This window comes from Pseudomonas sp. MG-9, assembly GCF_018729515.1.
Lineage (GTDB): Bacteria > Pseudomonadota > Gammaproteobacteria > Pseudomonadales > Pseudomonadaceae > Aquipseudomonas > Aquipseudomonas serboccidentalis.
Genome location: NZ_JAHHZH010000004.1, coordinates 485279 through 510662, shown reverse-complemented (window position 1 = coordinate 510662; position 25384 = coordinate 485279). Strand labels below are relative to the sequence as shown.

Annotated in this window: 20 protein-coding genes; 7 read left to right on the top strand and 13 right to left on the bottom strand. The window is 61.2% G+C overall.

What is annotated here, in order from left to right:
- Positions 1–573, top strand: a complete 573-nt coding sequence (locus tag KKQ10_RS13145; RefSeq protein WP_215501334.1) for a HupE/UreJ family protein — start codon at positions 1–3, stop codon at positions 571–573.
- A gap of 258 nt (positions 574–831) precedes the next feature.
- Positions 832–1965: an AGE family epimerase/isomerase gene (locus tag KKQ10_RS13140; protein WP_215501333.1), complete on the top strand. Its 1134-nt coding sequence runs from the start codon at positions 832–834 to the stop codon at positions 1963–1965.
- A 94-nt stretch (positions 1966–2059) separates the two neighbouring features.
- Here the strand turns inward: KKQ10_RS13140 and KKQ10_RS13135 are convergent, their stop codons facing one another.
- The 9 genes from KKQ10_RS13135 to amaB all read right to left on the bottom strand — a co-directional run bounded on the left by KKQ10_RS13135 (position 2060) and on the right by amaB (position 13255).
- On the bottom strand, positions 2060–2965 hold the full coding sequence (locus KKQ10_RS13135) for a cation diffusion facilitator family transporter (protein ID WP_215501332.1): 906 nt from the start codon (positions 2963–2965) through the stop codon (positions 2060–2062).
- A gap of 208 nt (positions 2966–3173) precedes the next feature.
- Positions 3174–3938, bottom strand: coding sequence for an SDR family oxidoreductase (locus KKQ10_RS13130; protein WP_041065617.1), 765 nt, complete (start codon positions 3936–3938; stop codon positions 3174–3176).
- Between the two features lie 850 nt (positions 3939–4788).
- Entirely contained in the window at positions 4789–5505 is a 717-nt protein-coding gene (locus KKQ10_RS13125; protein WP_127649036.1) for an ABC transporter ATP-binding protein, read from the bottom strand.
- Positions 5502–6374: an ABC transporter ATP-binding protein gene (locus tag KKQ10_RS13120; RefSeq protein ID WP_103485078.1), complete on the bottom strand. Its 873-nt coding sequence runs from the start codon at positions 6372–6374 to the stop codon at positions 5502–5504. The genes KKQ10_RS13125 and KKQ10_RS13120 overlap by 4 nt, the downstream gene beginning before the upstream one ends.
- Positions 6371–7672: a high-affinity branched-chain amino acid ABC transporter permease LivM gene (gene livM, locus KKQ10_RS13115; protein ID WP_127649035.1), complete on the bottom strand. Its 1302-nt coding sequence runs from the start codon at positions 7670–7672 to the stop codon at positions 6371–6373. Before livM ends, KKQ10_RS13120 begins: the two co-directional genes overlap by 4 nt.
- Positions 7673–7675: 3 nt before the next feature.
- A complete protein-coding gene (locus tag KKQ10_RS13110; RefSeq protein WP_102354330.1) occupies positions 7676–8590 on the bottom strand; it encodes an ABC transporter permease subunit in 915 nt (304 codons plus the stop codon).
- A gap of 241 nt (positions 8591–8831) precedes the next feature.
- Positions 8832–9965 carry an ABC transporter substrate-binding protein gene (locus tag KKQ10_RS13105; protein WP_127649034.1) on the bottom strand — a complete coding sequence of 378 codons (1134 nt, stop codon included), beginning with the start codon at positions 9963–9965 and terminating at the stop codon, positions 8832–8834.
- Between the two features lie 368 nt (positions 9966–10333).
- Positions 10334–11617 (bottom strand): L-pipecolate oxidase, encoded by a 1284-nt coding sequence (gene amaA, locus KKQ10_RS13100; RefSeq protein WP_215501331.1) that lies wholly within the window; start codon positions 11615–11617, stop codon positions 10334–10336.
- 147 nt (positions 11618–11764) lie between these two features.
- On the bottom strand, positions 11765–13255 hold the full coding sequence (amaB, locus tag KKQ10_RS13095; RefSeq protein WP_127649032.1) for an L-piperidine-6-carboxylate dehydrogenase: 1491 nt from the start codon (positions 13253–13255) through the stop codon (positions 11765–11767).
- 163 nt (positions 13256–13418) lie between these two features.
- Here amaB and KKQ10_RS13090 point away from each other — a divergent pair, with 163 nt between their 5' ends.
- From KKQ10_RS13090 to nadE, 3 genes are all read left to right on the top strand, one after another.
- A complete protein-coding gene (locus KKQ10_RS13090; protein WP_127649031.1) occupies positions 13419–14324 on the top strand; it encodes a LysR family transcriptional regulator in 906 nt (301 codons plus the stop codon).
- Between the two features lie 200 nt (positions 14325–14524).
- Positions 14525–15748, top strand: a complete 1224-nt coding sequence (pncB, locus tag KKQ10_RS13085; RefSeq protein WP_127649030.1) for a nicotinate phosphoribosyltransferase — start codon at positions 14525–14527, stop codon at positions 15746–15748.
- A gap of 4 nt (positions 15749–15752) precedes the next feature.
- Entirely contained in the window at positions 15753–16580 is an 828-nt protein-coding gene (gene nadE, locus KKQ10_RS13080; protein ID WP_215501330.1) for an NAD(+) synthase, read from the top strand.
- A 154-nt stretch (positions 16581–16734) separates the two neighbouring features.
- Here the strand turns inward: nadE and azu are convergent, their stop codons facing one another.
- Entirely contained in the window at positions 16735–17181 is a 447-nt protein-coding gene (azu, locus tag KKQ10_RS13075; RefSeq protein ID WP_127649028.1) for an azurin, read from the bottom strand.
- Between the two features lie 346 nt (positions 17182–17527).
- Here azu and KKQ10_RS13070 point away from each other — a divergent pair, with 346 nt between their 5' ends.
- Positions 17528–18115 carry a cytokinin riboside 5'-monophosphate phosphoribohydrolase gene (locus tag KKQ10_RS13070; protein WP_025111838.1) on the top strand — a complete coding sequence of 196 codons (588 nt, stop codon included), beginning with the start codon at positions 17528–17530 and terminating at the stop codon, positions 18113–18115.
- Positions 18116–18183: 68 nt separating this feature from the next.
- Positions 18184–18366 carry a hypothetical protein gene (locus KKQ10_RS13065; RefSeq protein ID WP_215501329.1) on the top strand — a complete coding sequence of 61 codons (183 nt, stop codon included), beginning with the start codon at positions 18184–18186 and terminating at the stop codon, positions 18364–18366.
- A 209-nt stretch (positions 18367–18575) separates the two neighbouring features.
- Here the strand turns inward: KKQ10_RS13065 and KKQ10_RS13060 are convergent, their stop codons facing one another.
- From KKQ10_RS13060 to KKQ10_RS13050, 3 genes are all read right to left on the bottom strand, one after another.
- Positions 18576–19466 carry a transglutaminase family protein gene (locus KKQ10_RS13060; RefSeq protein WP_127649026.1) on the bottom strand — a complete coding sequence of 297 codons (891 nt, stop codon included), beginning with the start codon at positions 19464–19466 and terminating at the stop codon, positions 18576–18578.
- On the bottom strand, positions 19466–21952 hold the full coding sequence (locus KKQ10_RS13055; protein ID WP_215501328.1) for a circularly permuted type 2 ATP-grasp protein: 2487 nt from the start codon (positions 21950–21952) through the stop codon (positions 19466–19468). Before KKQ10_RS13055 ends, KKQ10_RS13060 begins: the two co-directional genes overlap by 1 nt.
- 88 nt (positions 21953–22040) lie before the next feature.
- Positions 22041–25316 (bottom strand): transglutaminase family protein, encoded by a 3276-nt coding sequence (locus tag KKQ10_RS13050; protein ID WP_215501327.1) that lies wholly within the window; start codon positions 25314–25316, stop codon positions 22041–22043.
- Positions 25317–25384: the final 68 nt, after the last annotated feature.

Here is a 25384-nt window from a genome sequence, read left to right as displayed (position 1 = left end):
ATGACACTCAAACGCATTTTCGGCGCCGTGGCGCTGCTGCTGACCCCGGCACTGGCCTTCGCTCACCCGGGCCACGGCGACAGCGGTCTGGTCGCCGGGATTAGCCACCCGATCGGCGGCCTCGACCACTTGCTGGCAATGATTGCGGTCGGCCTGTGGGCGGCGCAGCAGCAAGGCGCCGCGCGCTGGGCGCTGCCGTGCACGTTTGTCGGCACCCTGCTGGTCGGCGGTCTGTTCGGCTTTGAGGGGCTGGAGCTGCCGGCACTGGAAAGCGGGATTGCCGCCTCGGTACTGGCGCTGGGTCTGGCAGTGGCACTGGCGGTGCGTCCGCCATTGGTGATGGCGGTGGTGGCGACAGCGTTGTTTGCGTTGTTCCATGGCGTGGCACATGGCCTGGAGTTGCCGGACATGAGCAGCCCGTGGGCGTACGCCGCCGGTTTCGTGGCGGCGACTGCTGCTCTGCATGCTGCGGGGTATGCGCTGGTCCGGTTTCTGCCTAAGGCCGCCGCGCCGCTGGTGCGCCTGGCCGGAGCGGCTTCGGCGGTGACGGGTGCCTGGTTGCTGGCCGGTTGATCTCTATCGCCTGAACTGGCCTCTTCGCGAGCACGCTCGCTCCCACAATTGGAATGCATTCTCCTGTAGGAGCTGCCGCAGGCTGCGATCTTTTGACTTTGGCTGTTAAAAGATCGCAGCCTGCGTCAGCTCCTACAGAGTCATGCAGCGGATCCGATTCAATTGCTCGCGAAGGCGGACTGACGGACACAGCCTCTCTCTGACCGGTCTCTCTGCTACCATGTCGCGCAATCGCCCCAGCCGTGACGACGTCCGCCAATGCCCCATGCTTGCCGCTCCACCTCCCTGCCCGAATTGACCGCCCTGTTCAGCGACGTGCAACAGCACTTTCTGAACGTGATCGTGCCGCTCTGGCAAGGCCCGGGCTGGAACGCCGACATGGCGTTGCCCTACGAAGCACTGGACGCCGCCCACCAGCCGCTGCCGCCACAACGCTATCGGGCGATGGCCTGCGCGCGGCAGCTGTACCTGTTTTCCAGCCTGATCGGGGTTGTGGATAACGCCGAGGTGCGCGCCGCCGCGCTATTCCGCTCGCTGCAACGGCACTTCCACGATGCCGAGCATGGCGGCTGGTTCTACAGCATCGATGCCCAAGGCAAACCGCTGGATCAGCGCAAAGACCTCTACACCCACGCCTTCATCCTGTTCGCCTGCGCCCATTACTGGGCCAAGTCCCGCGAGCCGCTGGTGGAATCCACGCTCAACGCCGCATTGGAGGTCATCGCCCGCCGCTTCGCCACCGGCGATGGCTTGTACGAAGCGTGCCTGGATCGCGACTGGATCACCCTGCAAACCGGTCCGCTGCAAAACCCGCTGATGCACCTGGCCGAAGCGTTCCTCGCCACCCTCGCCGTGCGCGAAGACGCGCCAACGCAGCAGGCGCTGGTGGAGTTATGCACAGCCATGCGCAAGCACTTCGTCGATCCGCAGCACGGTGTGCTGATGGAGAAACCGCTGGGCGCTGTGGATAACTGGTACGAACCGGGGCATCAGTTCGAATGGTATTTCCTGCTGGAGTCGTCGCCATTGCTGCGCGGTTCGAAGCTGCACGCAGCGCTGGACCGGGCATTTGCCTTCACCGAACAGTTTGGCGTCGTCGAGTCGTCCGGCGCGGTGCGGGCGATGCTTGATCTGCAGCTGGATGGACGGCCGAAGGATTCGACTCAGCGCATCTGGGCTCAGGCGGAATACCTGCGGGCGCTGACCTTGCGTCCGGACAGCGAAGCCGCAGTGCAGCGCCAGCTGCAGGCGCTGCAGCAGCGTTTTCTGCATGCGGGCGGGTGGCATGAGTGCCGGGATGAGCAAGGTGAAGTCAGCCGCAAGGACATGCCGTCGACCACGCCTTATCACTTGGCAACTTGCTACAGCGGTTTAGCCGAATATCTGCGCTAACAGATAAATCGCCATCGCGAGCAGGCTCACTCCTACAGGGAAATACATTCCAACTGTAGGAGTGAGCCTGCTCGCGATGGCCGTTACACAAACTTTAGACAATCCACTTTTTGTCACCGGTAAAACTGATGGTCAACCAGCGCGCCGCATCCGGCTCGCCCAGCTTCGCCGAAATCTCCTCACGCAGCGCATCCAGCTGCCCCACACTGCTCAGCGCATAATCCGCCGGCAACACCACATGAATCTCGATAAACCGCGCCCGCCCGTGCTTCTGCACGTAGGTCACGTAATCGTCGAAACCATGCTCGACCTTCGCCGCCTCCATCACCTGCCGCACCTGGTCGTCCAGCGTGTCCGGGGCGATCCCCAGCACATCGCGCAACGCCGGGCCAAGGATCTTGAACGCCGGCGGCAACATGGTCAGCGCCAGTACGATCAAGATCAGCGGGTCGACAAACTTCGCCCATTCGCCAAACCCCTGGGCCTGGAGCAGCAGCGCCACCAGAAAACTGATCAACAGGCCGACCGACAGCATCGCGTCCACCAGCCAGCTGATGTTGTCGAACTGGATCAGGCTCGACTTGAGCTTGCGATTGCGTCGGCGCACGTAGAAGAAATAGGCGAATTCGACGACGGTGAACACCGCCGCATAAATGATCACCAGCCCCAGCTCGATCTCACGGCCACCATTGATGATGCCGAACACACCGTTGAGAAATGCGTAGATGGCAATCAGCAGCAGGAAACTGCCTTCGATCAGCAACACCATCGGCTCCAGATGCCAGAAGCCGAACTGGAAGCGGTGATTGCTCTCTTTGGCGATCAGCCGGGCGGTGATCAGCATCAGCACTTTGATGAAGGTGGCGATCAGCGAGAAAAAACCATCGAAAAGGATGGATTGCGAACCAGAAATAAAACCGGTGACGATCCCGGCGATCGACACCGCGAACATCAGGATGGTCGATTGTTTGAGCAGCGACTGCTCACCTCGGTTACTCACGTAGCCTCCTCTAAAAACCTTTGAACCGCGGGGTGCGGCGGGGTTTGTCGGAGAGGAGTTTACCTTATTGCCGGGTTGGAACATTTTGTGGCGAGGGGGCTTGCCCCCGTTGGACTGCGCAGCAGGCCCATGCTTCTTTTGAGCTGAAAAGCAGGGGGCGCTTCGCACCCCGACGCGGGCAAGCCCCCTCGCCACAGGTCATGCGGTCTTACGCCTTGTTACGCTCGATGGCGAACCCGGCCCAGGTCTGGCTCACCGGCATCAGCTCCAGGCTGTTGATGTTGATGTGCGCCGGGGCATTGAGCACCCAGAAGATGGTCTCGGCGATGTCCTGCGGCTGGATCGGCTCGGCCCCGGCGTAAGTGGCGTTGTAACGCTCCTGATCGCCGGCAAAGCGCACCAGCGAGAACTCGCTTTCGCACAGGCCTGGTTCGATGTTGCTGACGCGCACGCCAGTACCCTGCAGGTCGCAACGCAGGTTCAGCGAGAACTGCTTGACGAACGCCTTGGTCGCGCCATACACATGGCTGCCCGGGTACGGGTAGTTACCGGCAATCGAGCCGAGGTTGACGATACCGGCACCGCGACCATGGGCGATCAGACGCGGCAGCAGCAGGCGGGTGCTGTACATCAGGCCTTTGACGTTGGTGTCGACCATGGTGTCCCAGTCGTCGAGGTCGCATTTCGGTGCCGGATCGACGCCCAGCGCCAGCCCGGCGTTGTTGATCAGGCCGCGCAGCTTGGCGAAGGACGGCGGCAGATTGGCGATCGCCTCTTCCATCGCCTTGCGATCACGAACATCAAGCACCAGGCCGTGCACTTCGGTCTGCTTCGACAGTTCGGCGCACAGCGCATTCAGACGTTCTGCACGACGACCGGTCAACACCAGTTTCCAGCCAGCCTCGGCGAAACGACGGGCACAGGCTTCACCAAAACCGGACGTCGCGCCGGTGATAAACAGGGTGTTGGACATCGTGTTCTCCTTGCGTCGGCCGCCAGCGCAGCCATGGGAATAGAAAATCAGCAGCCAGCATGCCCGGCCCGACACAGACGAGCAACATCAACCCACAAACGTGTTTCAGATCAAAAATTGATCAATCGTCGCTACGCCATATGCGGCGTGGCCTGTAGCCATGTGCACGCACGTTATCCACAGTCCCTTCCACAGTTTCCGGGGGCAAGTGGAATCGCGCAAAGCCGCGCCACACAAGGCTTTGCGAGTGAAATAGAAAGTTTTTTGCTTGACCCTGAAGCGGCAGTTGTGCCGGACATGGCATTTTGCACGACCGACCGGTCAGCACAGTGATTGCGCGAGGCCAGTAACTACGGCCCTCAGCGCGGTCTTTCCAGAGTTTAGTCACAGACTTATCCACAGGATTGTTCACATGGAATCGCCTGTGTTGCGACGCGCATAAAAAGGTTGACAACGACGGCTTCGGCTCCAGCAAAAACGCCTGATCAAAAAACACCCATCGCCCTGTATACCACGTTCCATAAGGGCTGCAGCCAGCTACTCCCACGTTATTCACAGCCAGCTCCACAGCAAACGGGGACAAGTCAAAACTGTGGAAAAACAGCCATTTGCAGCGTCTATATGTCGCGCTTTGGCAGCTATGGGAATTTGTTTTCCACAATTTCAGAATGTTCTTGATGTCATGGCTTGATTCCATGTAGGAGCTGCCGAAGGCTGCGATCTTTTGACCTTCAAAAACATCATCAAAAGATCGCAGCCTTCGGCAGCTCCTACAGGGGATCTGTATGGACTTGGAATGTAAAAAGCCCCGAAACTTTCGTCGCGGGGCTTGTGGACAACTCAAGAAGAATCAGTGCCCGCCCAAATAGGCGTTACGCACCTCCTCGTTCACCAGCAGCTCTTTACCGGTACCGGTCAGGCGAATCTCGCCGTTGACCATCACATACGCCCGGTCCGACAGCTTCAGCGCATGGTTGGCGTTCTGCTCGACCAGGAAAATGGTCATGCCGGTTTTCGCCAGTTCGCGCAGTGTGGCGAAGATCTGTTTCACCACGATCGGTGCCAGGCCCAGGCTCGGTTCATCGAGCAGCAACAGCTTCGGCCGACTCATCAGGGCCCGGGCGATGGCGAGCATTTGCTGCTCACCGCCGGACATGGTCATCGCCCGCTGGGTGCGGCGTTCTTCGAGCCGCGGGAACAGCTCGAACATGCGCTGCATGTCCTCCTTGGCGTACTTGTCGCCAATCGGGATGGTGCCCATCAGCAGGTTTTCCTCGACGGTCATGTCAGGGAATACCCGCCTCCCTTCCGGCGACTGCGCAATGCCGTTGGAGGCGATGTAGTGCGAGGACTTGTGGGTAATGTCGACGCCTTGATAGAGGATCTGCCCGCCCGCCGCCCTTGGCTGGCCGAAGATCGACATCAGCAGCGTCGACTTGCCCGCGCCGTTGGAGCCGATCAGGCTGACGGTCTCGCCTTCGTTGATTTCAAGCGACACGCCTTTGAGGGCCTGGATCGGACCGTAGAACACGTCGAGGTCTTTGAGTTCGAGGATCGGTCGGGTCATACCAATTCCTCTTCATCGGCGCCCAGATAGGCGGCAATCACTTTCGGATCGTGACGGATAGCGTCGGGGCCGCCCTCGGCGATGACGACGCCGTGGTCCAGCACCACGATGTGGTCGGAAATGCTCATTACCATGCCCATGTCGTGTTCGATCAGCACCACGGTCAGATCGTGCTCGTCACGCAGCAGCCGGATCATCGCGCTCAGCGCTTCGGTTTCCTGAGGGTTGAGGCCGGCGGCCGGTTCGTCGAGGCAGATGATCTGCGGCCGCGTGCACATGGCCCGGGCGATCTCCAGACGGCGTTGCTGGCCGTAGGACAGTTCACCGGCCAGACGGTTGGCGCAGTCCACCAGATCGACCACTTCCAGCCAGTAGAACGCGCAATCCAGCGCATCGCTTTCGGCCTTGCGATAGCCCTTGGTGTTGAGAATGCCGGCCAGCATGTTGCGGTTGACCCACATGTGCTGAGCCACCAGCAGGTTTTCCAGCACCGACATTTCCTTGAACAGGCGAATGTTCTGGAACGTCCGGGCCAGGCCCGCGCGGTTCACCAGGTGCGTACCTCCGAACATCTTGTAGTACAGACGACTGAGGAACGACTTCGGCGAAACGAAATCGGTCGGCTTGAACGACTCGCCGAGCAACTGGATGACGTTGGTCTGCTTGCCGCGCACGTTGAGTTCGATCTTGCCACCGGAGGCCTTGTAGAACCCGGTCAGACAGTTGAACACCGTGGTCTTGCCGGCACCGTTGGGGCCGATCAGGGCGAAGATCGAGTTGCGTTTGACCTTGAGGCTGACATCGCTCAGGGCCTTGATGCCACCGAAGTGCATCATCAGTTTTTCCACAGAGAGTACGACTTCACTCATGGCGCAGTCCTCTCATAGTGAATGGCACCTTTGCGTGGAGTGACCCCGGTACGGCTGATGCGGATCAGCCCTCGTGGTCGCCAGATCATCATCAACACCATCAGGATGCCGAACAGCAGCACGCGGTATTCGGCGAAGCCGCGCAGCAGTTCCGGGGCCACGGTGAGTACGAACGCCGCGATCACCACGCCGATGGTCGAGCCCATACCGCCGAGCACGACGATGGCGAGGATCAACGCCGACTCGAAGAAGGTGAACGAGGTCGGGTTGACGAAGCCTTGATAGGTAGCGAAGAACACCCCGGCCAGACCCGCCGTCGACGCACCGATGGTGAACGCCGAGAGTTTGACCAGTACGTGGTTCAGGCCCATCGAGCGACAGGCGATTTCGTCTTCACGCAAGGCTTCCCAGGCGCGGCCCACCGGCATCTTCACCAGACGATGCTTGATGTACAGCACGGCCAGTACCACCAGGAACAACACCGCGTAGATGAAGTAATACTTCACGTCGGGGTTGTAGGCGATGCCGAAGAACTCGTGAAACGGCACCCCGCCATCCTTCGCCCGCTTGCCGAACTCCAGGCCGAAGAACGTCGGCAGTGGCGCCGGCATACCGTTCGGGCCGCCAGTCAGCGACAGCCAGTTGTTGAGGATCAGCCGAATGATTTCACCAAAGCCCAGGGTCACGATCGCCAGGTAGTCACCGTGCAGACGCAACACCGGGAAACCGAGGATGCAACCAGCAAGACCAGCGGTGATCGCCGCCAGTGGCAGCACGGTCCAGAAGCCCAGCCCGAGGTATTGATAACCCAGCGCCAGACCGTAGGCGCCGATGGCGTAGAACGCCACGTAACCGAGATCGAGCAGACCCGCGAGGCCGACCACGATGTTCAGCCCAAGCCCCAGCAGCACGTAGATCAACCCGAGGATGACCACGCCCAGCAGGTACGAGTTGGAGACAAACGGCACGATGACCGCGAGCACAATCAGCAGCGGGATGATCCAGCGCAGGCGTGATTTGTGATCGGCAGGCAGCACATGCACGCCGGAACCGGTGCTCTCGAATCCGTCGAGAATCTTCAGGCCCTTGGGCGTCTGCAGAAACAGGCTGAGGGCAAAGCGGCCGAGCATGACGATGCCAATGATCCACGCCACGCGGGTCGGTTCGAGGTTGAAGCTGTAGCCGTCGAGCACGACGCCGACAATCGGGCCGAACACGATCAACGCAATGAGGCCGGCCAGAATCGCCTCAACCAGGCTTTTTTTGATATCGATGTTTTTTTGAGTGGTTGAAGACATCGCTTACACCTTCGACACAAGAGGACGGCCCAACAGACCCTGAGGCCGGAAGACCAGAACAAGTACGAGCAGCGAGAAGCTGAACACGTCTTTGTAGTCGGAGTTGACCAGGCCCGAGAACAGCGACTCGGAGATCCCGAGAATGATCCCGCCAAGCATCGCGCCGGGCAGTGAGCCGATCCCGCCAAGCACCGCGGCCGTGAACGCCTTGATGCCGATGACGAAGCCTGCGTAGAAGTCGAACGTGCCGTAGTTCATGGTGATCAGCACGCCGGCCAGAGCCGCCATCGCTGCACCAATGATGAACACGTAGGAAATCACCCGGTCGGTGTTGATCCCGAGGATCGAAGCCATCTTGCGGTCTTGCTGGGTGGCGCGGCACATGCGGCCGAGCTTGGTGTACTTGATCACGTAGGTCAGCAGGCCCATGCCGACGAACGCGGCCACCAGAATGAAGATCTTGGTGTAGGTCAGCTGGACGAAACCGCTGCCGACGTCGACACGCCAGGCACCGGTGAGCAGCGTCGGAACACCCTGTTGGCGGGCGCCCTGGCTGATCTGGGCGTAGTTTTGCAGGATCAGGGAGATGCCGATGGCGCTGATCAGCGGTGCCAGTCGGGTGGAGTTGCGCAGAGGTTTGTAGGCGACGCGTTCGATTACCCAGCCATAGACGCCAGTGACGACGATGGTGAAGACCAGCGTACCGAGCATCAACAGCGGGAAGGATTCAATACCGAAGTAAGCCAGCAGAGCCAGACTGATTGCCGCCAGGTAAGCGGAAATCATGTAAACCTCGCCGTGGGCGAAGTTGATCATGCCGATGATGCCGTAGACCATTGTGTAGCCGATGGCGATCAGGCCATAGACCGACCCGAGGGTCAGGCCGTTGACCAGTTGCTGCAGGAAAATACCATCCATAACGCAATCTCACGCAATGAGAACCTGCCCACCGGTGAGCGGGCGGTTCTTCTAGGAAAAATACAGATTTACGTCGGAGCAATGCAGACACTATCCACCTGATCACCATCGCCCCCTGTAGGAGTGAGCCTGCTCGCGATAGCGGTTCAACATTCAACAAATCTGTTGGCTGTCAGTCCGTCATTACGAGCAGGCTTACTCCCACAGGAGATCGGTGGGGATCAACTGATCGCGTCAGCCCTTACTTCTGTTTTTCCAGCTGATGGTATTTGCCGTCCTTGTCCCACTGGTAAACCACGTAGTCGGAGACTTTCAGGTCGCCCTTCTTGTCCCAGGCCTTCTCGCCCATGACGGTTTTCACCGTGTTGGCCTTGAGCCACTCGGCGGCCTTTTCGCCACTGTTGGACTTGGCGCCGTTGAAGGCGGCGGCCAGGGTCTGAACCGACGCGTAGGCGTACAGGGTGTAGCCCTCAGGCTCGGTGCCGGCCTTGCGGAAAGCATCCACTACAGTCTTGCTGTCTGGCAGCAGGCGTGGGTCGGCGCCGAAGGTCATCAGCACGCCGTCGACGTATTGCGGGCCGCCAGCGGTGGTCACCAGTTCGTCGGTGACGATGCCGTCGTCAGACATGAACTTCACGTCTTTCAGGCCTTCGGTGCGCAGTTGCTTGACCAGTGGGCCGGCTTCCGGGTGCAGGCCGCCGAAGTAGACCACGTCGGCGCCAGCCGCACGGATCTTGGTGACCACGGCGCTGAAGTCTTTCTCGCCACGGGTCAGGCCTTCGTACAGCACCGGTTTCACGCCACGTTTTTCCAGCTGTGCCTTGGTGGCATCCGCCAGGCCCTGACCGTAGGTGTCCTTGTCGTGCAGCACGGCAACCTTCTTGCCCTTGAGCACGTCGACGATGTAGTCGCCGGCCACGATGCCTTGCTGGTCGTCACGCCCGCACATCCGGAACATGGCGCTGAGGCCACGCTCGGTGACTTGCGGGTTGGTCGAACCCGGCGTGATCGCGATGATCCCGGCTTCGTCGTAGATTTCCGACGCTGGAATGGTCGAAGAAGAGCAGAAGTGACCGACCACGCCGGCGACTTTCTGGTTGGTGAGGTCCTTGGCGACTGTCACCGCCTGCTTCGGTTCGCAGGCGTCATCGCCCTTGACCAGAACGATTTTCTCCCCGTTGACGCCGCCTGCTGCGTTGACTGCGTCAGCCGCCGCCTGTGCACCCTTCATGTACTGCTCGCCAAATGCCGCGTTGGCGCCCGTCATTGGACCCGCTACACCGATTTTCACATCAGCTTGAGCAAACGCAGAAACACCCAGCGCAGTTGCGACTGCGAGGGCCAGAAAGCCTTTCTTGTAAAACGTCTGGGACATGAGGTGGTGCTCCAAGGTTTTTTTTAGTTGGCACTGCGACTTCACTTCACTGAATGCTCTGAGCAAGCGCCGTGCCATCGGTTTTTTATTCTTCAAAAAGTCGCTGCTTTCTTGTTATTTCGACTGTTTCGTTCCCATTTTCATTGGGCGTGCAACCGTCTAAACCGCGGAAGGTGAAACCTTTTTAAATCTGAGGCGCAACCCGCTTGCGCCATCATTGCAACCGCGGCACCAAACGACGTGCAACCAGCCTGTAACCGCTCGCGTCACCGAACTGCACACTGCTGGTGCGGGACTGCTACAACCCGCACCATTACAGGCTAGTCGCTGCATCGAAAAGCGCCGCTTCCGGCAACATATTTCAACACTCAGATAACGATGCGCAGGCACTGGCCCGCGTGATACAGCGAGAAACCGGCCTCGTACAGGCAACTGCGCAGGCCGACACCCGCCAAGGGCTGCATCGGTGCAAAGGGGATCGGCAACGCTTGAGGATTGCCGTGACACAGGTAGTCGGCGAAGGCCTTGCCGACCACGGTGCCGGTGGTCACGCCGCGACCGTTGTAACCGGTGACGGCCACCAGTCCGGGTGCCGGTTCGAACAGGCGCATCAGATGATCGGGGGTGAAGGCGATGCGCCCGGTCCAGGTGCATTCCCATTCCACTGGTTTGAGGTTGGGGAAGTAGTGTTGCTGCACCCGGTCGGCCCAGGCCTTGAGGAACCAGGTGGGTTTCTGATTGCCATTGCCCAGGCTGCCGAGCAACAGCCGACCGTCCTTGTCGCGGCGAATACTGCTCAGCACCTGCCGCGTGTCCCAGGAGCCCTGCCCGCCCGGAAGGATTTCATGGGCAGCGTCTTCGGTCAGCGGCACCGAAGCGACCTGATAGTAGTAACCGGGGAAGAAGTTGCGCTTGAGTTCGGTCCAGTCGCCTTCGGTGTAGGCGTTGGAGGCAATCACCACTTGCTCGGCAAGCACCGAACCCTGTTCGGTCTGCACCGACCATTGCTGGCCCTGGCGTTCGAGGCGGGTGACCGGCGAGTGATCGAACATCTGCCCGCCCAAGCGCTTCACCGCATTGGCCAGCCCGGTGACATAGGCCATCGGGTTGAGGGTGCCGGCGCGGCGGTCGAGCAACGCCGCAGCAATCTTTTGCGTGCCGGTGGCTTGCTCGCAAGCCTTGCCGGTCAGCAGTTCGACCGGTGCGCCACGGCGTTTCCATTGTTGCTCGCGACTGCGCAGATCCGCCTCGCCTTTGGCGTTGTGCGCCATGTGCAGCGTGCCTTCGCGGCGCAACTGGCAATCGATGTTGTATTTATCCACAAGGCTGAACACCAGCGCCGGCGCTGCTCCGAGCATGCGGTTGAGCTGACTGCCGACCGCCTCGCCGAACCCGGCCTCGATCTCGTCCGGCGCAATCCACATCCCGGCATTGACCAGCCCGACGTTGCGCCCGGACCCGCCGTGCCCGGCACGATGCGCTTCCAGCACGCAGACGCTTTTGCCTTTTTCCAACAGATGCAGCGCCGCCGACAACCCGGTAAACCCGGCGCCGATCACGCAGACATCGACTTTGACCTCGCCCCGCAGCGCGGTGTTATCCGGCCTTTGCGGCGTGAGCTTTTCCCACAGACATTCTTCGCGTAACGGCATTGCCAGACTCCAACAGAAACCTAACCAAATGCGCTTGTGGGGCCACCAAAAGATCGCAGCCTTCGGCAGCTCCTACAAAACCGCAGCCTGGCGGCATCTGTGTAGGAGCTGCCGAAGGCTGCGATCTTTTCCGTTTTCCCTCGATCCTCAGTCGAACGTGATGCCCTGCGCCAGCGGCAACTCCAGCGAGTAGTTCACGGTATTGGTCTGACGGCGCATGTATGCGCGCCAGGCGTCGGAGCCCGACTCGCGACCACCACCGGTTTCCTTCTCGCCACCAAACGCGCCGCCGATTTCCGCGCCGCTCGGGCCGATGTTGACGTTGGCGATGCCGCAGTCGCTGCCGACCGCCGACATGAACTGCTCAGCCTCGCGCACGTCGGTGGTGAAGATGCACGACGACAAGCCTTGCGGTACAGCATTGTTCAGGCGCAGCGCTTCCTGGAAGTCGCTGTAACCGACCACGTAGAGGATCGGCGCGAAGGTTTCGCTGCAGACCACATCGCTTTGCTCCGGCATTTCAACAATCGCCGGCGACACGTAGTAGGCATTGGGAAATTGCTCTTCGAGCTGACGCTGGCCGCCAAACACCCGACCACCCTCGCTCAGCGCCTGCTCCAACGCATCCTGCATGTTTTCAAAGCTGTGCTTGTCGATCAGCGGGCCAACCAGGTTGCCTTCCAGCGGATGGCCGATGCGCACTTTCGCGTACGCGGCTTTGAGCCGGGTGACGATTTCTTCCTTCACCGATTCATGGGCAATCAAGCGCCGCAGGGTGGTGCAACGCTGACCGGCAGTGCCGACCGCGCTGAACAGAATGGCGCGCACGGCCATGTCCAGATCGGCGCTCGGGCCGAGGATCATCGCGTTGTTGCCGCCCAGTTCGAGGATGCTGCGGGCAAAACGCGCGGCGACTTTCGGCGCCACTTCGCGGCCCATGCGGGTGCTGCCTGTGGCGCTGATCAGCGCGACACGCGGGTCATCCACCAGCGCTTCGCCGGCATCGCGACCACCGATGATCACCTGACACAGGTGCGCCGGAGCATCGGTGAAATTCTTCACCACGCGATCGAACAGCGCCTGGCAGGCCAGCGCGGTCAGCGGGGTCTTCTCCGACGGTTTCCACACCACCGGGTTGCCGCAGACCAGCGCCAGCGTGGTGTTCCACGCCCACACCGCGACCGGGAAGTTGAACGCACTGATCACGCCGACCACGCCCAGCGGATGCCAGGTTTCACGCATATGGTGGCCCGGGCGCTCGGAGGCGATGGTCAAACCGTACAACTGACGTGACAGGCCGACGGCGAAGTCGCAGATGTCGATCATCTCTTGCACTTCACCCAAACCTTCCTGGGTGATCTTGCCTGCTTCCCACGACACCAGCTCGCCGAGGTCAGCCTTGTACTCGCGCAACACTTCGCCGAACTGACGCACCAGCTCGCCGCGACGCGGGGCCGGCACCTTGCGCCATTGTTCGAACGCATGATCTGCGCGACTGATGTGCTGCTCGACTTCGGCCGGGCCTTCCCAGTTCACGGCGGCGATGCGGCTGCCGTCGATGGGCGAATGCACCGGCACTTTGCCGTTCTGATACAGGGCCGGGTTCACACCAAGACGATCAAGCAATGCGGCAACCATGGGTCACTCCTCAAGCGAAAAACTGAATGTGTGCGGCCGAATGTTCACGACCGGGCAGGCCTTTAGTTGTAGCGTCAGTATGGCGAGGCAACAAACGACCTTTACGCGAGATATCATTCCGTTTATTCATGCTGCGCATAGAAAGACAAGAAAAGGACCACTCATGCTGAATAAACGCCACCTGCCATCGATTACCGCGTTGCAGTGCTTCGAGGCCGTGACCCGGCACCTGAGTTTTACCCGCGCCGCCGAGGAACTGAATCTGACCCAGAGCGCTGTCAGCAAGCAAGTGGCGCAGCTTGAGGAATTGTTGCAGCACTTGTTGTTCCGCCGGGTGCGGCGTCGCTTGCAGATGACCCCGGCCGGGGATTTGTACCTGGTGGAAGTCCGAAAAATCCTCACCCAAGTGGAAATGTCGACGCATTACCTGCGTTCCTACGGCGGCGAAACCGAAGTCCTGCGCGTCTCCACGCCCTCGACCTTCGGCGCCCGCTGGCTGGTACCGCGCCTGAAAGGCTGGCGTCTGCGCCATCCGTCGATCCATCTGGACCTGTGCAACGAGCAGGAAGCCGACGATTTGCTGCAGGGGCGCAGCGATCTGGCGTTCTATTTCGGCCAGGGTTCACGCCCCGGCACCGAATGCCTGAAGCTGTTCGGCGAAGAGCTGGTGCCGGTCTGCGCGCCGGGCAGCCTGCCGGATCAGCCATTCACTGATCCGACGCAACTGACCGACCTGGTGCTGCTGCAAAACGCCTCACGCCCGCAGGCCTGGCACGACTGGTTCGACAGTCAGGGCTACCACACCGAACACAGCTACCACGGGCCGCGTTTCGAAACCTTTTATATGTGCATCCGCGCCGCCCAGGTCGGCTGTGGTGTGGCGCTGCTGCCACGGTTTCTGGTGGAAGAGGAATTGGCCGACGGCAAACTGGTCATTCCCTGGCAGCATGCAATGCCCAGTTCCGACGCCTATTACCTGGCCTACCCGGAGCATGCGGCGGAAGTGCCCAAGGTGCGGGATTTTGTGAAGTGGATGCTGGAGCAGATTGATAGTCCAGACGACGACTGATTTCCCTGTGGGAGCTGCCGAAGGCTGCGATCTTTTGACCTTGTTTTTTAAGATCAAGAGATCGCAGCCTTCGGCAGCTCCTACATCAAGCAAAATCCGGTTCGGGCCAAAAATTGCTGGCAATCCCCACCGCTGATATGCGCCACTAGCGCCATTGATTGAGACCGCGCACAGGCGCGGCGCACCTGGAGACCCCGTTTATGAGCGAGAGTGTGTTTGCCGATCGCATCGTGCAGAACCTGCTCGACACCGACTTCTACAAACTGACGATGATGCAGGCGGTGCTGCACAACTACCCCAACGTCGAAGTCGAATGGGAGTTCCGTTGCCGTAACAGCGAGGATCTGCGCCCGTATCTGGCCGAGATTCGCTATCAGATCGAGCGTCTGGCCGAACTGAGCCTGAGCGCCGACCAGTTGAGTTTTCTGGAGCGCATCAGCTTCCTCAAACCGGATTTCCTGCGTTTTCTCGGACTGTTCCGCTTCAACCTGCGCTATCTGCACACCGGGATCGAGAACGGCGAGCTGTTCATCCGTCTGCGCGGCCCGTGGTTGCATGTGATTCTGTATGAAGTGCCGCTGCTGGCGATCGTCAGCGAAGTGCGCAACCGCTATCGCTACCGGGAAGTCGAGCTGGTACAGGCGCGTGAACAGCTGTATCGCAAGTTCGATTGGTTGAGCGCCAATGCCTCGGCCGACGAACTGGCGCAATTGCAGGTCGCCGACTTCGGTACCCGCCGGCGCTTTTCGTACCGCGTACAGGAAGAAGTGGTGAACGTACTCAAGCACGATTTCCCCGGACGTTTCGTCGGCACCAGCAACGTGCACCTGTCCCGCGAGCTGGACATGAAACCGCTGGGCACCATGGCCCATGAATGGATCATGGCTCATCAGCAACTCGGCCCACGGCTGATCGACAGTCAGATCGCCGCCCTCGACTGCTGGGTGCGTGAATACCGTGGCTTGCTGGGGATCGCCCTCACCGACTGCATCACCACCGACGCCTTCCTCGGCGACTTCGACCTGTTCTTCGCCAAGCTCTTCGATGGTCTGCGCCACGATTCCGGGGATCCGGTGCAGTGGGGCGAAAAATGCATCGCCCACTACCACAAGCTTGGCATCGACCCGATGAGCAAGACTTTGGTGTTCTCCGACAGCCTGACCCTGCCCAAATCGCTGGAGATCTTCCGTGCGCTGCACGATCGGATCAACGTGAGCTTTGGCATCGGCACCAACCTGACCTGTGACATTCCGGGTGTCGAACCGATGAGCATCGTGCTTAAAATGACCGCCTGCAACGGCCAGCCGGTGGCGAAGATCTCCGACGAGCCAGGCAAGACTCACTGTAAAGACCCGAATTTCGTCGCCTATTTGCGACACGTTTTCCAGGTTCCTGCCGTTTCCAGCCTATCTAGCAAGGAGTGAATTCATGCAAGCCGTACAGCGTGAGATTGCTGAACAGCTCAAGGTGCAGCCGCCGTTCGCTGACTACAAGGCCCTGCAAGCCGAAGTCGCCCGGCGCATTACCTTCATCCAGGATTGCCTGGTCAATTCCGGCCTCAAGACGCTGGTGCTGGGCATCAGCGGCGGTGTCGACTCGCTGACCGCTGGCCTGTTGGCCCAGCGCGCCATGCGTGAACTGCGTGAGCGCACCGGCGACAACGACTACAAGTTCATCGCCGTGCGTCTGCCGTACGAAACCCAGTTCGATGAACACGACGCCCAAGCGTCGGTGGACTTCATCGCCCCGGACGAGCGCCACACCGTCAACATCGGCCCGGCGGTGAAGTCGCTGGCCGGTGAAGTCGCGGCGTTCGAAGGCAAGCACGCGGTCTTGGTGGACTTCGTGCTCGGCAACACCAAGGCGCGGATGCGCATGGTCGCCCAGTACACCATCGCCGGCGCGGCGCACGGTCTGGTGATCGGCACCGACCACGCGGCGGAAGCGGTGATGGGCTTCTTCACCAAGTTCGGTGACGGCGCCTGCGACCTGGCCCCGCTCAGCGGTCTGGTGAAAAACCAGGTCCGGGCGATTGCCCGCAGCTTCGGCGCGCCGGAGTCGCTGGTGGAGAAAGTGCCGACCGCGGACCTGGAAGACCTGTCGCCGGGCAAACCTGACGAAGCGTCCCACGGCGTGACCTACGCCGAGATCGACGCCTTCCTGCACGGTGAGCCGGTACGCCAGGAAGCGTTCGACATCATCGTCGCAACTTACAACAAGACCCATCACAAGCGCGTCATGCCGTTCGCGCCGTAAGATGTCTTGGAACCTGTAGGAGCTGTCGAGTGAAACGAGGCTGCGATCTTTTGATCTGGCTTTGAAGATCAAGATCAAAAGATCGCAGCCTCCGGCAGCTCCTACAGAAACGAAAAAAGCGTCCGGAAGGACGCTTTTTTTGTGCCTGAATCAATTACTTGACAGCAATGGTGCCTTTCATCATCGAGATGTGGCCCGGGAACGAGCAGAAGAAGCCGTAGTCAGTGCCAGCGGCCAGCTTCGATACGTCGATGGTCAGCGTGTCTTTCTCACCGGCACCGATGATCTTGGTGTGAGCGATGATGCGCTCGTCGCCGTCTTTCAGGTAGTTCTTGTCGATGCCGGCGGCCAGGCCGTCAGTGGCGATCGGCTGCATGTCGGCGGTTTTGCTGACAACCAGGTTATGGCCCATGACGTTCTTCGGCAGGCTGCCGGAGTGGGTCAGTTCGACGGTGAAGGTCTTGCAGCTCTTGTCGATCACGATCTCCTTGGTGTTGAAGGACATCTGGTCGGTGGAATCAACGGTGGTTTTGCACTCGGCAGCCATCAATTGGCTGCTGGCCAGCGCCAGCAGGGATACCGCAACAACTTTGGAAAACATGGTGAATCTCCAAGGCAGGGTTAACAAAAACACGAATGGTGGAAAGACTGCCTGAAATCTTCGCAAGTTCCTATGACTTGAGTCAAAAATTGTATACAACTTTCAGGCTATGACACTCATCGAAACAATCTAACGGCCAGATTCCCTGGCCAGCCCTATGATCAGGCCATCTCACTGAACTGAAACGGAGTGCCTGTCATGATCTTTAACGGCCTGTTGTGCAGCTTGCTCGCCGCCTACGCCTGTGGTGCCAGTGGCACCTGCGAAACGCCGCAACGCGAAGTCTAGCCCTTGGATCAAGGCGTGCCAGCCATTACCCTGTGACGGATTGACCCAGGAGGAAGGCATGTCTCTCAAATCCGTTTGTGTATTTTGCGGCGCCAACGCCGGCACCGATCCGGCTTACACCGAAGCCGCCAAAGCCCTTGGCCGCGCGCTGGCCGAGCGCCAGTTGACCCTGGTCTACGGCGGTGGCGCCGTGGGGTTGATGGGGCTGGTCGCCGATGCCGCACTGGCCGCCGGCGGTGAAGTGATCGGGATCATTCCGCAAAGTCTGATGGACAAGGAAATCGGCCACAAAAGCCTGACCCGCCTCGAAGTGGTCGACGGCATGCACGCCCGCAAGGCGCGCATGGCCGAACTGAGCGATGCGTTCATCGCTTTGCCTGGCGGCCTCGGCACGCTGGAAGAACTGTTCGAAGTCTGGACCTGGGGCCAGCTCGGCTACCACGGCAAGCCGCTGGGCCTGCTGGAAGTGAACGGTTTCTACAGCAAACTCACCGCTTTTCTCGACCATATCGTCGGCGAAGGCTTCGTTCGCGCGCCACACCGTGACATGCTGCAAGTGAGCGAATCGCCACAAACCCTGCTCGACGCCCTCGATCAGTGGAAGCCGACCGTCACGCCCAAGTGGGTCGACCAAAAACCCGGCTAACCGCCGGACACCGATACAGGGCAGAATACGCGCCGCTCAACCTCACCTTCGACCCCAGAGGATCGCCCATGGCCAAACCCAATTACTCCTTCGCCAAACGTCAACGAGACCTGGCAAAGGAGCAGAAGAAAGAGGAAAAGCTTCAGCGCAAGAAACAAATGGCTGAAGAAGCGGCACTGAACCCTGAGGGTGAAGTGGCGACTGACGACGACGATGTTGATGCACCGAAAGATCAGGCACCCGACGCCTGAGCCCCACCGGGTTTGATGATCGAATCAGACCCTGCGGATTTGTGACGGGGCTGGCGGTTCAGCCGCTGGCCCTCACAGCCCCCTTTTCGAATCGCCCCCAAATCCCCTGTAGGCGTGAGCCTGCTCGCGATGGCGGTGTGTCAGACAAACCCTTTACCGCCTGACATACCACTATCGCGAGCAGGCTCACTCCTCCAGTTTGATCTGTGCTACTCCAGTGGCATCACGGTGACGCGAACCTCCGGGTCATGGCTACCGCCCCCCAGAATCACCCCGCGCAACGGCGACACATCGGAAAAGTCCCGGCCCCATGCCAGCGTGATGTGCTCCAGCGCCGGCTGCACATTGTTGGTTGGATCGAAATCCACCCAGCCCAATACCGGACAGAACACCGAGACCCAGGCATGCGACGCGTCGGCGCCGATCAGCCGTGGTTGCCCTGGCGGCGGCTGGGTCAGTAGATAGCCGCTGATGTAACGCGCCGCCAGCCCTCGCGAGCGCACGCAGGCGAGCATCAGGTGGGCGAAGTCCTGACATACACCGCGTCGGCGCTCCAGCACTTCCACCAGCGGCGTTGCCACTTGAGTGGCCTCGGCGTCGAAGGTGAATTCGCTGAAAATCTTCTGCATCAAGGCCTGCACGCCGAGCATTAACGGCCGACCCGGCGGGAAGCAGCTTTCGGAGAACTCGACGAAGCTGCGCTTCAGATGCACGTAGGGTGACTGAAAGCGATATCGACAAGCCTGCAGCAGCTCGGCGGACAACGGCTGGCTGCTGTAGGTCAGCGCATCGCGTGTCTGCTCCCACGCTGGGGACAGATTGAAGTCCGCCAGCGGTCGCGCCAGCACCTCTACGGTGAGCCGTGCGTTGACCTGCAACTCGTCGTGCGGTCGCTCGAAAGCCAGACGGGTCAGCGGATTGCCGAAGACATCGAGTTCATCACGCCGGGTGGTCGGCTCCGGACTGATCAGCAATTGCTGCTCGGTGCAGCGCTGCCATGTGCACTCACGGGGCCACAGGTGCGCCAATTGCTGCGCCAGCGACACCGGGCTGTCGTAGTGATAACAGGTATCGTGGAAGATCTGGTAATGCGCGCTCATCAGACGGACACCGTACGCTGGCTGACATCATCGACATGGGCAAAGTGGCGCAGCGCCAGGCGATCCGAGACTTGCCCGCTGGCCTCGGCAATCTCTTGCAGCAGATCCGCCAGACCATCGAGTGCCGCACGCACGCTGGACTCGCCGAACAGCGAGTTTTCCAGACAGCCCAGATCAAAACGTGCCAGACGCTCGACCAATTGCGGCAGTCCGGCCTCGCGGGGCACGCCGAAATCATCGTTCAGGCGCTTCAGCGTGCGGGTCACCAGTTTCAGTTGGAACAACACCGCATGCGGGTTCTGTTCGTCGAGCAGCAACAAATCGAGTACTGGGATCAACTGCGCCACCGCCAGATAACGCGACCGGTAAGTGATGCTGCTGTTGCCCAGCTCCAGCAGCCACTCCAGCCCCGCCTGATCGAATGCGGCGCTACCGCGCAGGAACGCGGCGAGGCTGCTGCTGAGAAACTGCAGACGCTCGATGCGCCGGCCAATCATCAGGAAGCGCCAGCCTTCGTCGCGGGTCATGTCGTCCAGCGCAAAACCGGACAATGCCGCCAGCGACATCACCAGACGGTTGAGAAAATCCAGCAGTTCGCCAAAGTCCGGCGCGTCGGTGTCCAGCTCCATGGCTTCACGCTGCAACTCTACCAAGGCCTGCCAGTTTTCCCGGGAGAGCTTGCCGCGCACCTGCGAGGCCGCCCACTGCAAGCGCTGCAGGTTGGAACGCAGGCTGAACGACCAGTCCTCGCCGAGCAGCGCCGCCAGCAGGCGCTCCGGCAGCTCGCCCTCCTCCGGCAGCAACATCAGGCGCTCGCCCAGCTCGACCGCCGCCTGCAACGCTTGCGGATCGTCGCCATCGACATAGCGCGCCAGCATGATCCGCAGCAATCGCGCACTGTCATCGCAGCGCTCGCAGTAACGGCCAAACCAGAACAGGTTCTCCACCACCCGCGACGGCAGGTAGGGGTCACGTCGTACCAGGTCGTGCACACCGACGTTGCGCTGTGTCTTCCACTGCTCGCCACTTGGCGGGCGCTCGCCCAGCACCCAGGTGTCCTTACTCGCGCCACCGCGTTGCATCGACACCACTTCGGCATCAGCCTCGGCGGCGACCCGGGTCAGGCCACCAGGCAGCACGCGGTAGCCGTCACGACTGGCCACCGCGTACATGCGCATGCCGATGGCCCGCGGTTGCAGTTGGCCGTCCTCGGCTTGCCAGATCGGCGCCTGGGACAACTGCGCCAGTTCTTGTGCCACGTAAGCATAGGGCCGGGCCTGCATGCGCTCGGCGAGCGCCTGGCGCTGTTGTTCATTCAGATCCCGACCGAAGACCGGGGCAAAACTTTGTGAGGGGAACGCCGGTTTGATCAGCAGCTCCGGCAGTTTTTCCAGCGCCTGCGCCAGCACTGGCGCCTCGCCGCACCACCAGGTGGCGATGGACGGCAGGATCAGCTCTTCGCCGAACAGGTATTGATTGATCTTCGGCAGGAACCCGAGCAATCCCGGAGACTCCAGCACGCCGCTGCCCAGGGCGTTGGCCACCAGCACCCGCCCCTGCCGCACCGCCTCCAGCAAGCCGGGCACACCGAGTGCCGAGTCGGTACGCAGCTCCAGAGGATCGCAGAAGTCATCGTCGAGCCGGCGCATGATCGCGTGCACCCGGCGCAGGCCGCTGAGCGTTTTCAGGTACACGGTGGCATCGCGCACCGTCAGGTCGCCGCCCTCCACCAGTGGATAACCGAGCTGACGCGCCAGATAAAGATGTTCGAAATAGCTTTCGTTGAAACGCCCGGGCGTCAGCAGCACCACCAGCGGCGCGTCATCATCACAGGGCGCCTGACGCGCGAGGGTTTCCTGCAGGGTGCGGAAAAATCCGGCCAGGTGCTGCACCTTCAAGTCGCGGTACAACTCGGGAAAGGCGCGGGACACGATGGTGCGGTTTTCCAGCGCATAACCGGCCCCCGACGGCGCCTGGGTGCGATCCGCGGTGACCCACCAGCGCCCGTCCGGCGTGCGCGCCAGGTCCACGGCGTACAAATGCAGAAAGGCCTCTTCCGGCGGCGCAATGCCCTGGCACGGCCAGAGAAAATTGTTGTGGCCGAAGACCAGTTCCGCCGGCAACAGTCCTTCACTGATCAACCGCTGCGGGCCGTACAGATCCGCCAGCACCGCATTGAGCAGGCGCGCCCGCTGGGCGATCCCGGCTGACAACTGCTGCCACTCATCGGCGGCGATCACGTGCGGCAGCAAGTCCAGCTCCCACGGCCGGTCAGCACCCTTGGGGTCGGCATAGACGTTATAGGTGACGCCGTTTTCCTGAATCTGCCGGGCCAGCAACGCCTGACGCTGCACCAGTTGCGCCGGGCTGCTGCGCTGTAGCTGATCGAACAGCCGCCGCCAGTGCGCGCGCACTTCGCCGCTGTTATCCAGCAGTTCGTGATAAGTGCCCGCGGTGCGCGGGTAGCGGTCTAGCAGGTCAGGCATGGAAAGCTCGGCAGACAGCAAGGAACGGTCAGACTAACGCAGGCACATGACACGCGGATATACGAAAAATCCGCATGGCGCGTACGAACTAGAAACGTCGCAAATCGAGAGTCATCGGCAGCTCGTCGGAGATTGTCAGGTTCGGTATCGGAAGTTTCCCCGGCGTATGTCCGATGCGGAAAAACCGCGCCATGCGCCGACTCTCCGCTTCGTTGGCATTGACCGGTAATGTCTCGTAGTTGCGCCCGCCCGGGTGCGCCACGTGGTACTGACAACCACCCAGCGAGCGCTGCATCCAGGTGTCGAGCAGGTCGAACACCAGCGGCGCGTGCACCGGGATGGTCGGTTGCAGGCAGTTGGCCGGTTGCCAGGCCCGAAAGCGCACGCCGGCAACGAACTCGCCGATGCGTCCGGTCGGTTGCAGCGGCACCGGGATGCCGTTGCAGGTCAGCAGGTAACGCTGCGGCGGCAGCCCACTGAGTTTGATCTGCAAACGCTCCAGCGACGAATCGACATAACGCACCGTGCCGCCCGCCGTGCCCTCCTCGCCCAACACATGCCAAGGCTCCAGCGCCTGGCGCAATTCCAGTTCGATGCCATTGACCGCGTAATCGCCGACCTTGGGGAAACGGAACTCCAGGTGCGCGGCGAACCACTCGGCACGCAACGGATAACCGGCGTTGTTGAGTTCGACGATGACGTCGGCGAAATCCTGCTCGATGAAGTGCGGCAGCATAAAACGGTCGTGTAACTCGGTCCCCCAGCGCGCCAGTTTCGGCGGCGCATACGGCTCGCGCCAGAACCGTGCAACCAGTGCCCGCAGCAACAATTGCTGGGCCAGACTCATGCGCGCATGCGGCGGCATTTCAAAGGCGCGTAGCTCCAGCAGACCGAGGCGCCCGGTGGCACCGTCCGGCGAATACAGTTTGTCGATGCAGAATTCGGCGCGATGCGTGTTGCCAGTGACGTCGATCAGCAGATTGCGCAGCAGTCGATCCACCAGCCACGGCGGGCATTCTTCGCCCACTTCCGGCATCTGCGCGAAGGCGATTTCCAACTCGTACAAGGCGTCGTTGCGCGCCTCGTCGACCCGTGGCGCCTGCGAGGTCGGGCCGATGAACAAACCGGAAAACAAGTAAGACAACGACGGGTGGTTGTGCCAATAGCTGATCAGGCTGCGCAGCAGATCCGGGCGGCGCAGGAACGGCGAATCCGCCGGGGTCGCACCACCGAGGACAAAATGGTTGCCACCACCGGTGCCGGTGTGGCGCCCGTCGATCATGAACTTTTCGGTGGTCAGGCGGGTTTGCCGTGCCTCTTCATAGAGAAACTCGGTGCGCTCGACCAGTTCGTCCCACGTCGCGGACGGCTGCACGTTGACCTCGATCACGCCCGGATCCGGGGTAATGCGGAAGTTACTCAGGCGCGGATCACTCGGCGGCTCATAACCTTCCAGCAGCACCGGGCAATGCAGCTCTTCGGCGGTGGCTTCGATGGCCGCCACCAGTTCCAGATAATCCTCGACCCGCTCCAGCGGCGGCATGAACAGATACAGCCGCCCCTCGCGCGCCTCGGCGCAAAACGCGGTGCGGGTCAGCCAGTCGGCGGACTCGTCGATTTTCGGCGAGCGTTCGTCGGCAGATACAGGCTCGCCATGGCTATTGAGCTGCGTCGCGTCCGGTAGCGGTGGGAAGTCCTGATTCGGATCGTTGGGATGAATGAACGGATACTCGGCGGCCTTCACCCACGGCTGCGAACCGAGCGGCAGGCGATAGCCCAGCGGCGAATCCCCCGGCACCAAGCGGCAATGCTCGTCGCGCAGATACCAGCGCCCGCTCTGCCATTGATCACCCTTGGCGGTGCGCGCCAGCGGCAGCACCTGGCCGATGACCTTATCGAGGCCCTGACTGAAGACTTTGCGCAGACGCGCGCGCTCCAGCGGCTCCTCCAGTCGTGAGTCTTCGGCACTGACGTTGCTCGGCAGCGCGCCCTCACGCCAGAGGTAATAGAAATTGTCTTCGTAGGCCGGAAACACGAAGCGCGCGGGCAATTTCAGACGCTCGGCGACACTCGCCAGAAAGCGCCCGGCCAGCGTACCGTCAGCGCCGTAGTCCTGCTGTTCGTCGGCAATCAGCGCGTTGTTGTGCCAGATTGGCACGCCGTCACGACGCCAGTAACAGTTCAGCGACCAGCGCGGTAACTGCTCGCCCGGGTACCACTTGCCCTGACCGAAATGCACCAGGCCTTTGGGCGCGTAGTGTTTGCGCATGCGCTGGAACAGCTCGGCGGAGAGCCGGCGCTTGTCCGGGCCCAGTGCAGCGGTGTTCCATTCAGCACCGTCGGGGTCGTCGATGGAAACGAAGGTCGGCTCGCCGCCCATGGTCAGTCGCACATCGCCTTCCAGCAGATCGGCGTCGATCTGCCGGCCCAGCGCCTGAATCGCCAGCCACTGCTCGTCCGTGTAGGGCTTGGTGACCCGTGGTGCTTCCCAGATCCGCTCCACCGACATCTCGTGGCTGAACTGGCATTCGCACGGTTCCACCAAGCCACTGATCGGCGCCGCCGAGGATGGATCGGGACTACAGGCCAACGGGATATGCCCTTCACCGGCGAACAATCCGGAAGTGGCGTCGAGGCCGATCCAGCCAGCACCGGGCAAGTACACCTCGCACCAGGCGTGCAGGTCGGTGAAATCGACTTCGGTGCCGGACGGGCCGTCGAGGCTTTTCACGTCGGCGGTAAGTTGAATCAGGTAGCCGGAGACAAACCGCGCGGCCAGCCCGAGGTTGCGCAACAACTGCACCAGCAGCCACGCCGAGTCGCGGCAGGAGCCGCAAGCGTGTTCGAGGGTGTGTTCCGGGGTTTGCACGCCCGGCTCCATGCGGATCAGGTAGCGGATGTCTTCGCTGAGACGCTGATTGAGCATCACCAGGAAATCCACCGCGGGCAGCGGGGTGCGATCGATGCTGTCCAGATAGGCTTTGAAGGCCGGGGTCAGCGGCAAGGTTTCGAGGTACGGCGCCAGCTCCTTGCGCTCATCGGCGGCGTAGGCGAAGGGGATTTTCTCGGCGTAGGGCTCGAGGAAGAAGTCGAACGGATTGAACACGGCCATCTCGGCCACCAGATCGACTTCGATGCGCAACTCATCGGTTTTCTCGGGAAATACCAGACGCGCAAGGTAGTTGCCCTGGGGATCCTGCTGCCAGTTGATGAAATGCTGCTCGGGCGAGACTTTCAGCGCATACGACAGTATCCGCGTGCGGCTGTGGGCAGCCGGGCGCAGGCGAACGATCTGCGGGCCGAGTTCGACAGCGCGGTCGTAGCGGTAATGCGTGACGTGATGCAATGCGACATGAATCGACACGGCGTGCCTCCTGCGAGCCTAAGCGTATTCGAAAGCGCGCAAAACTTATGCCATGCAGGGGCTTGGGC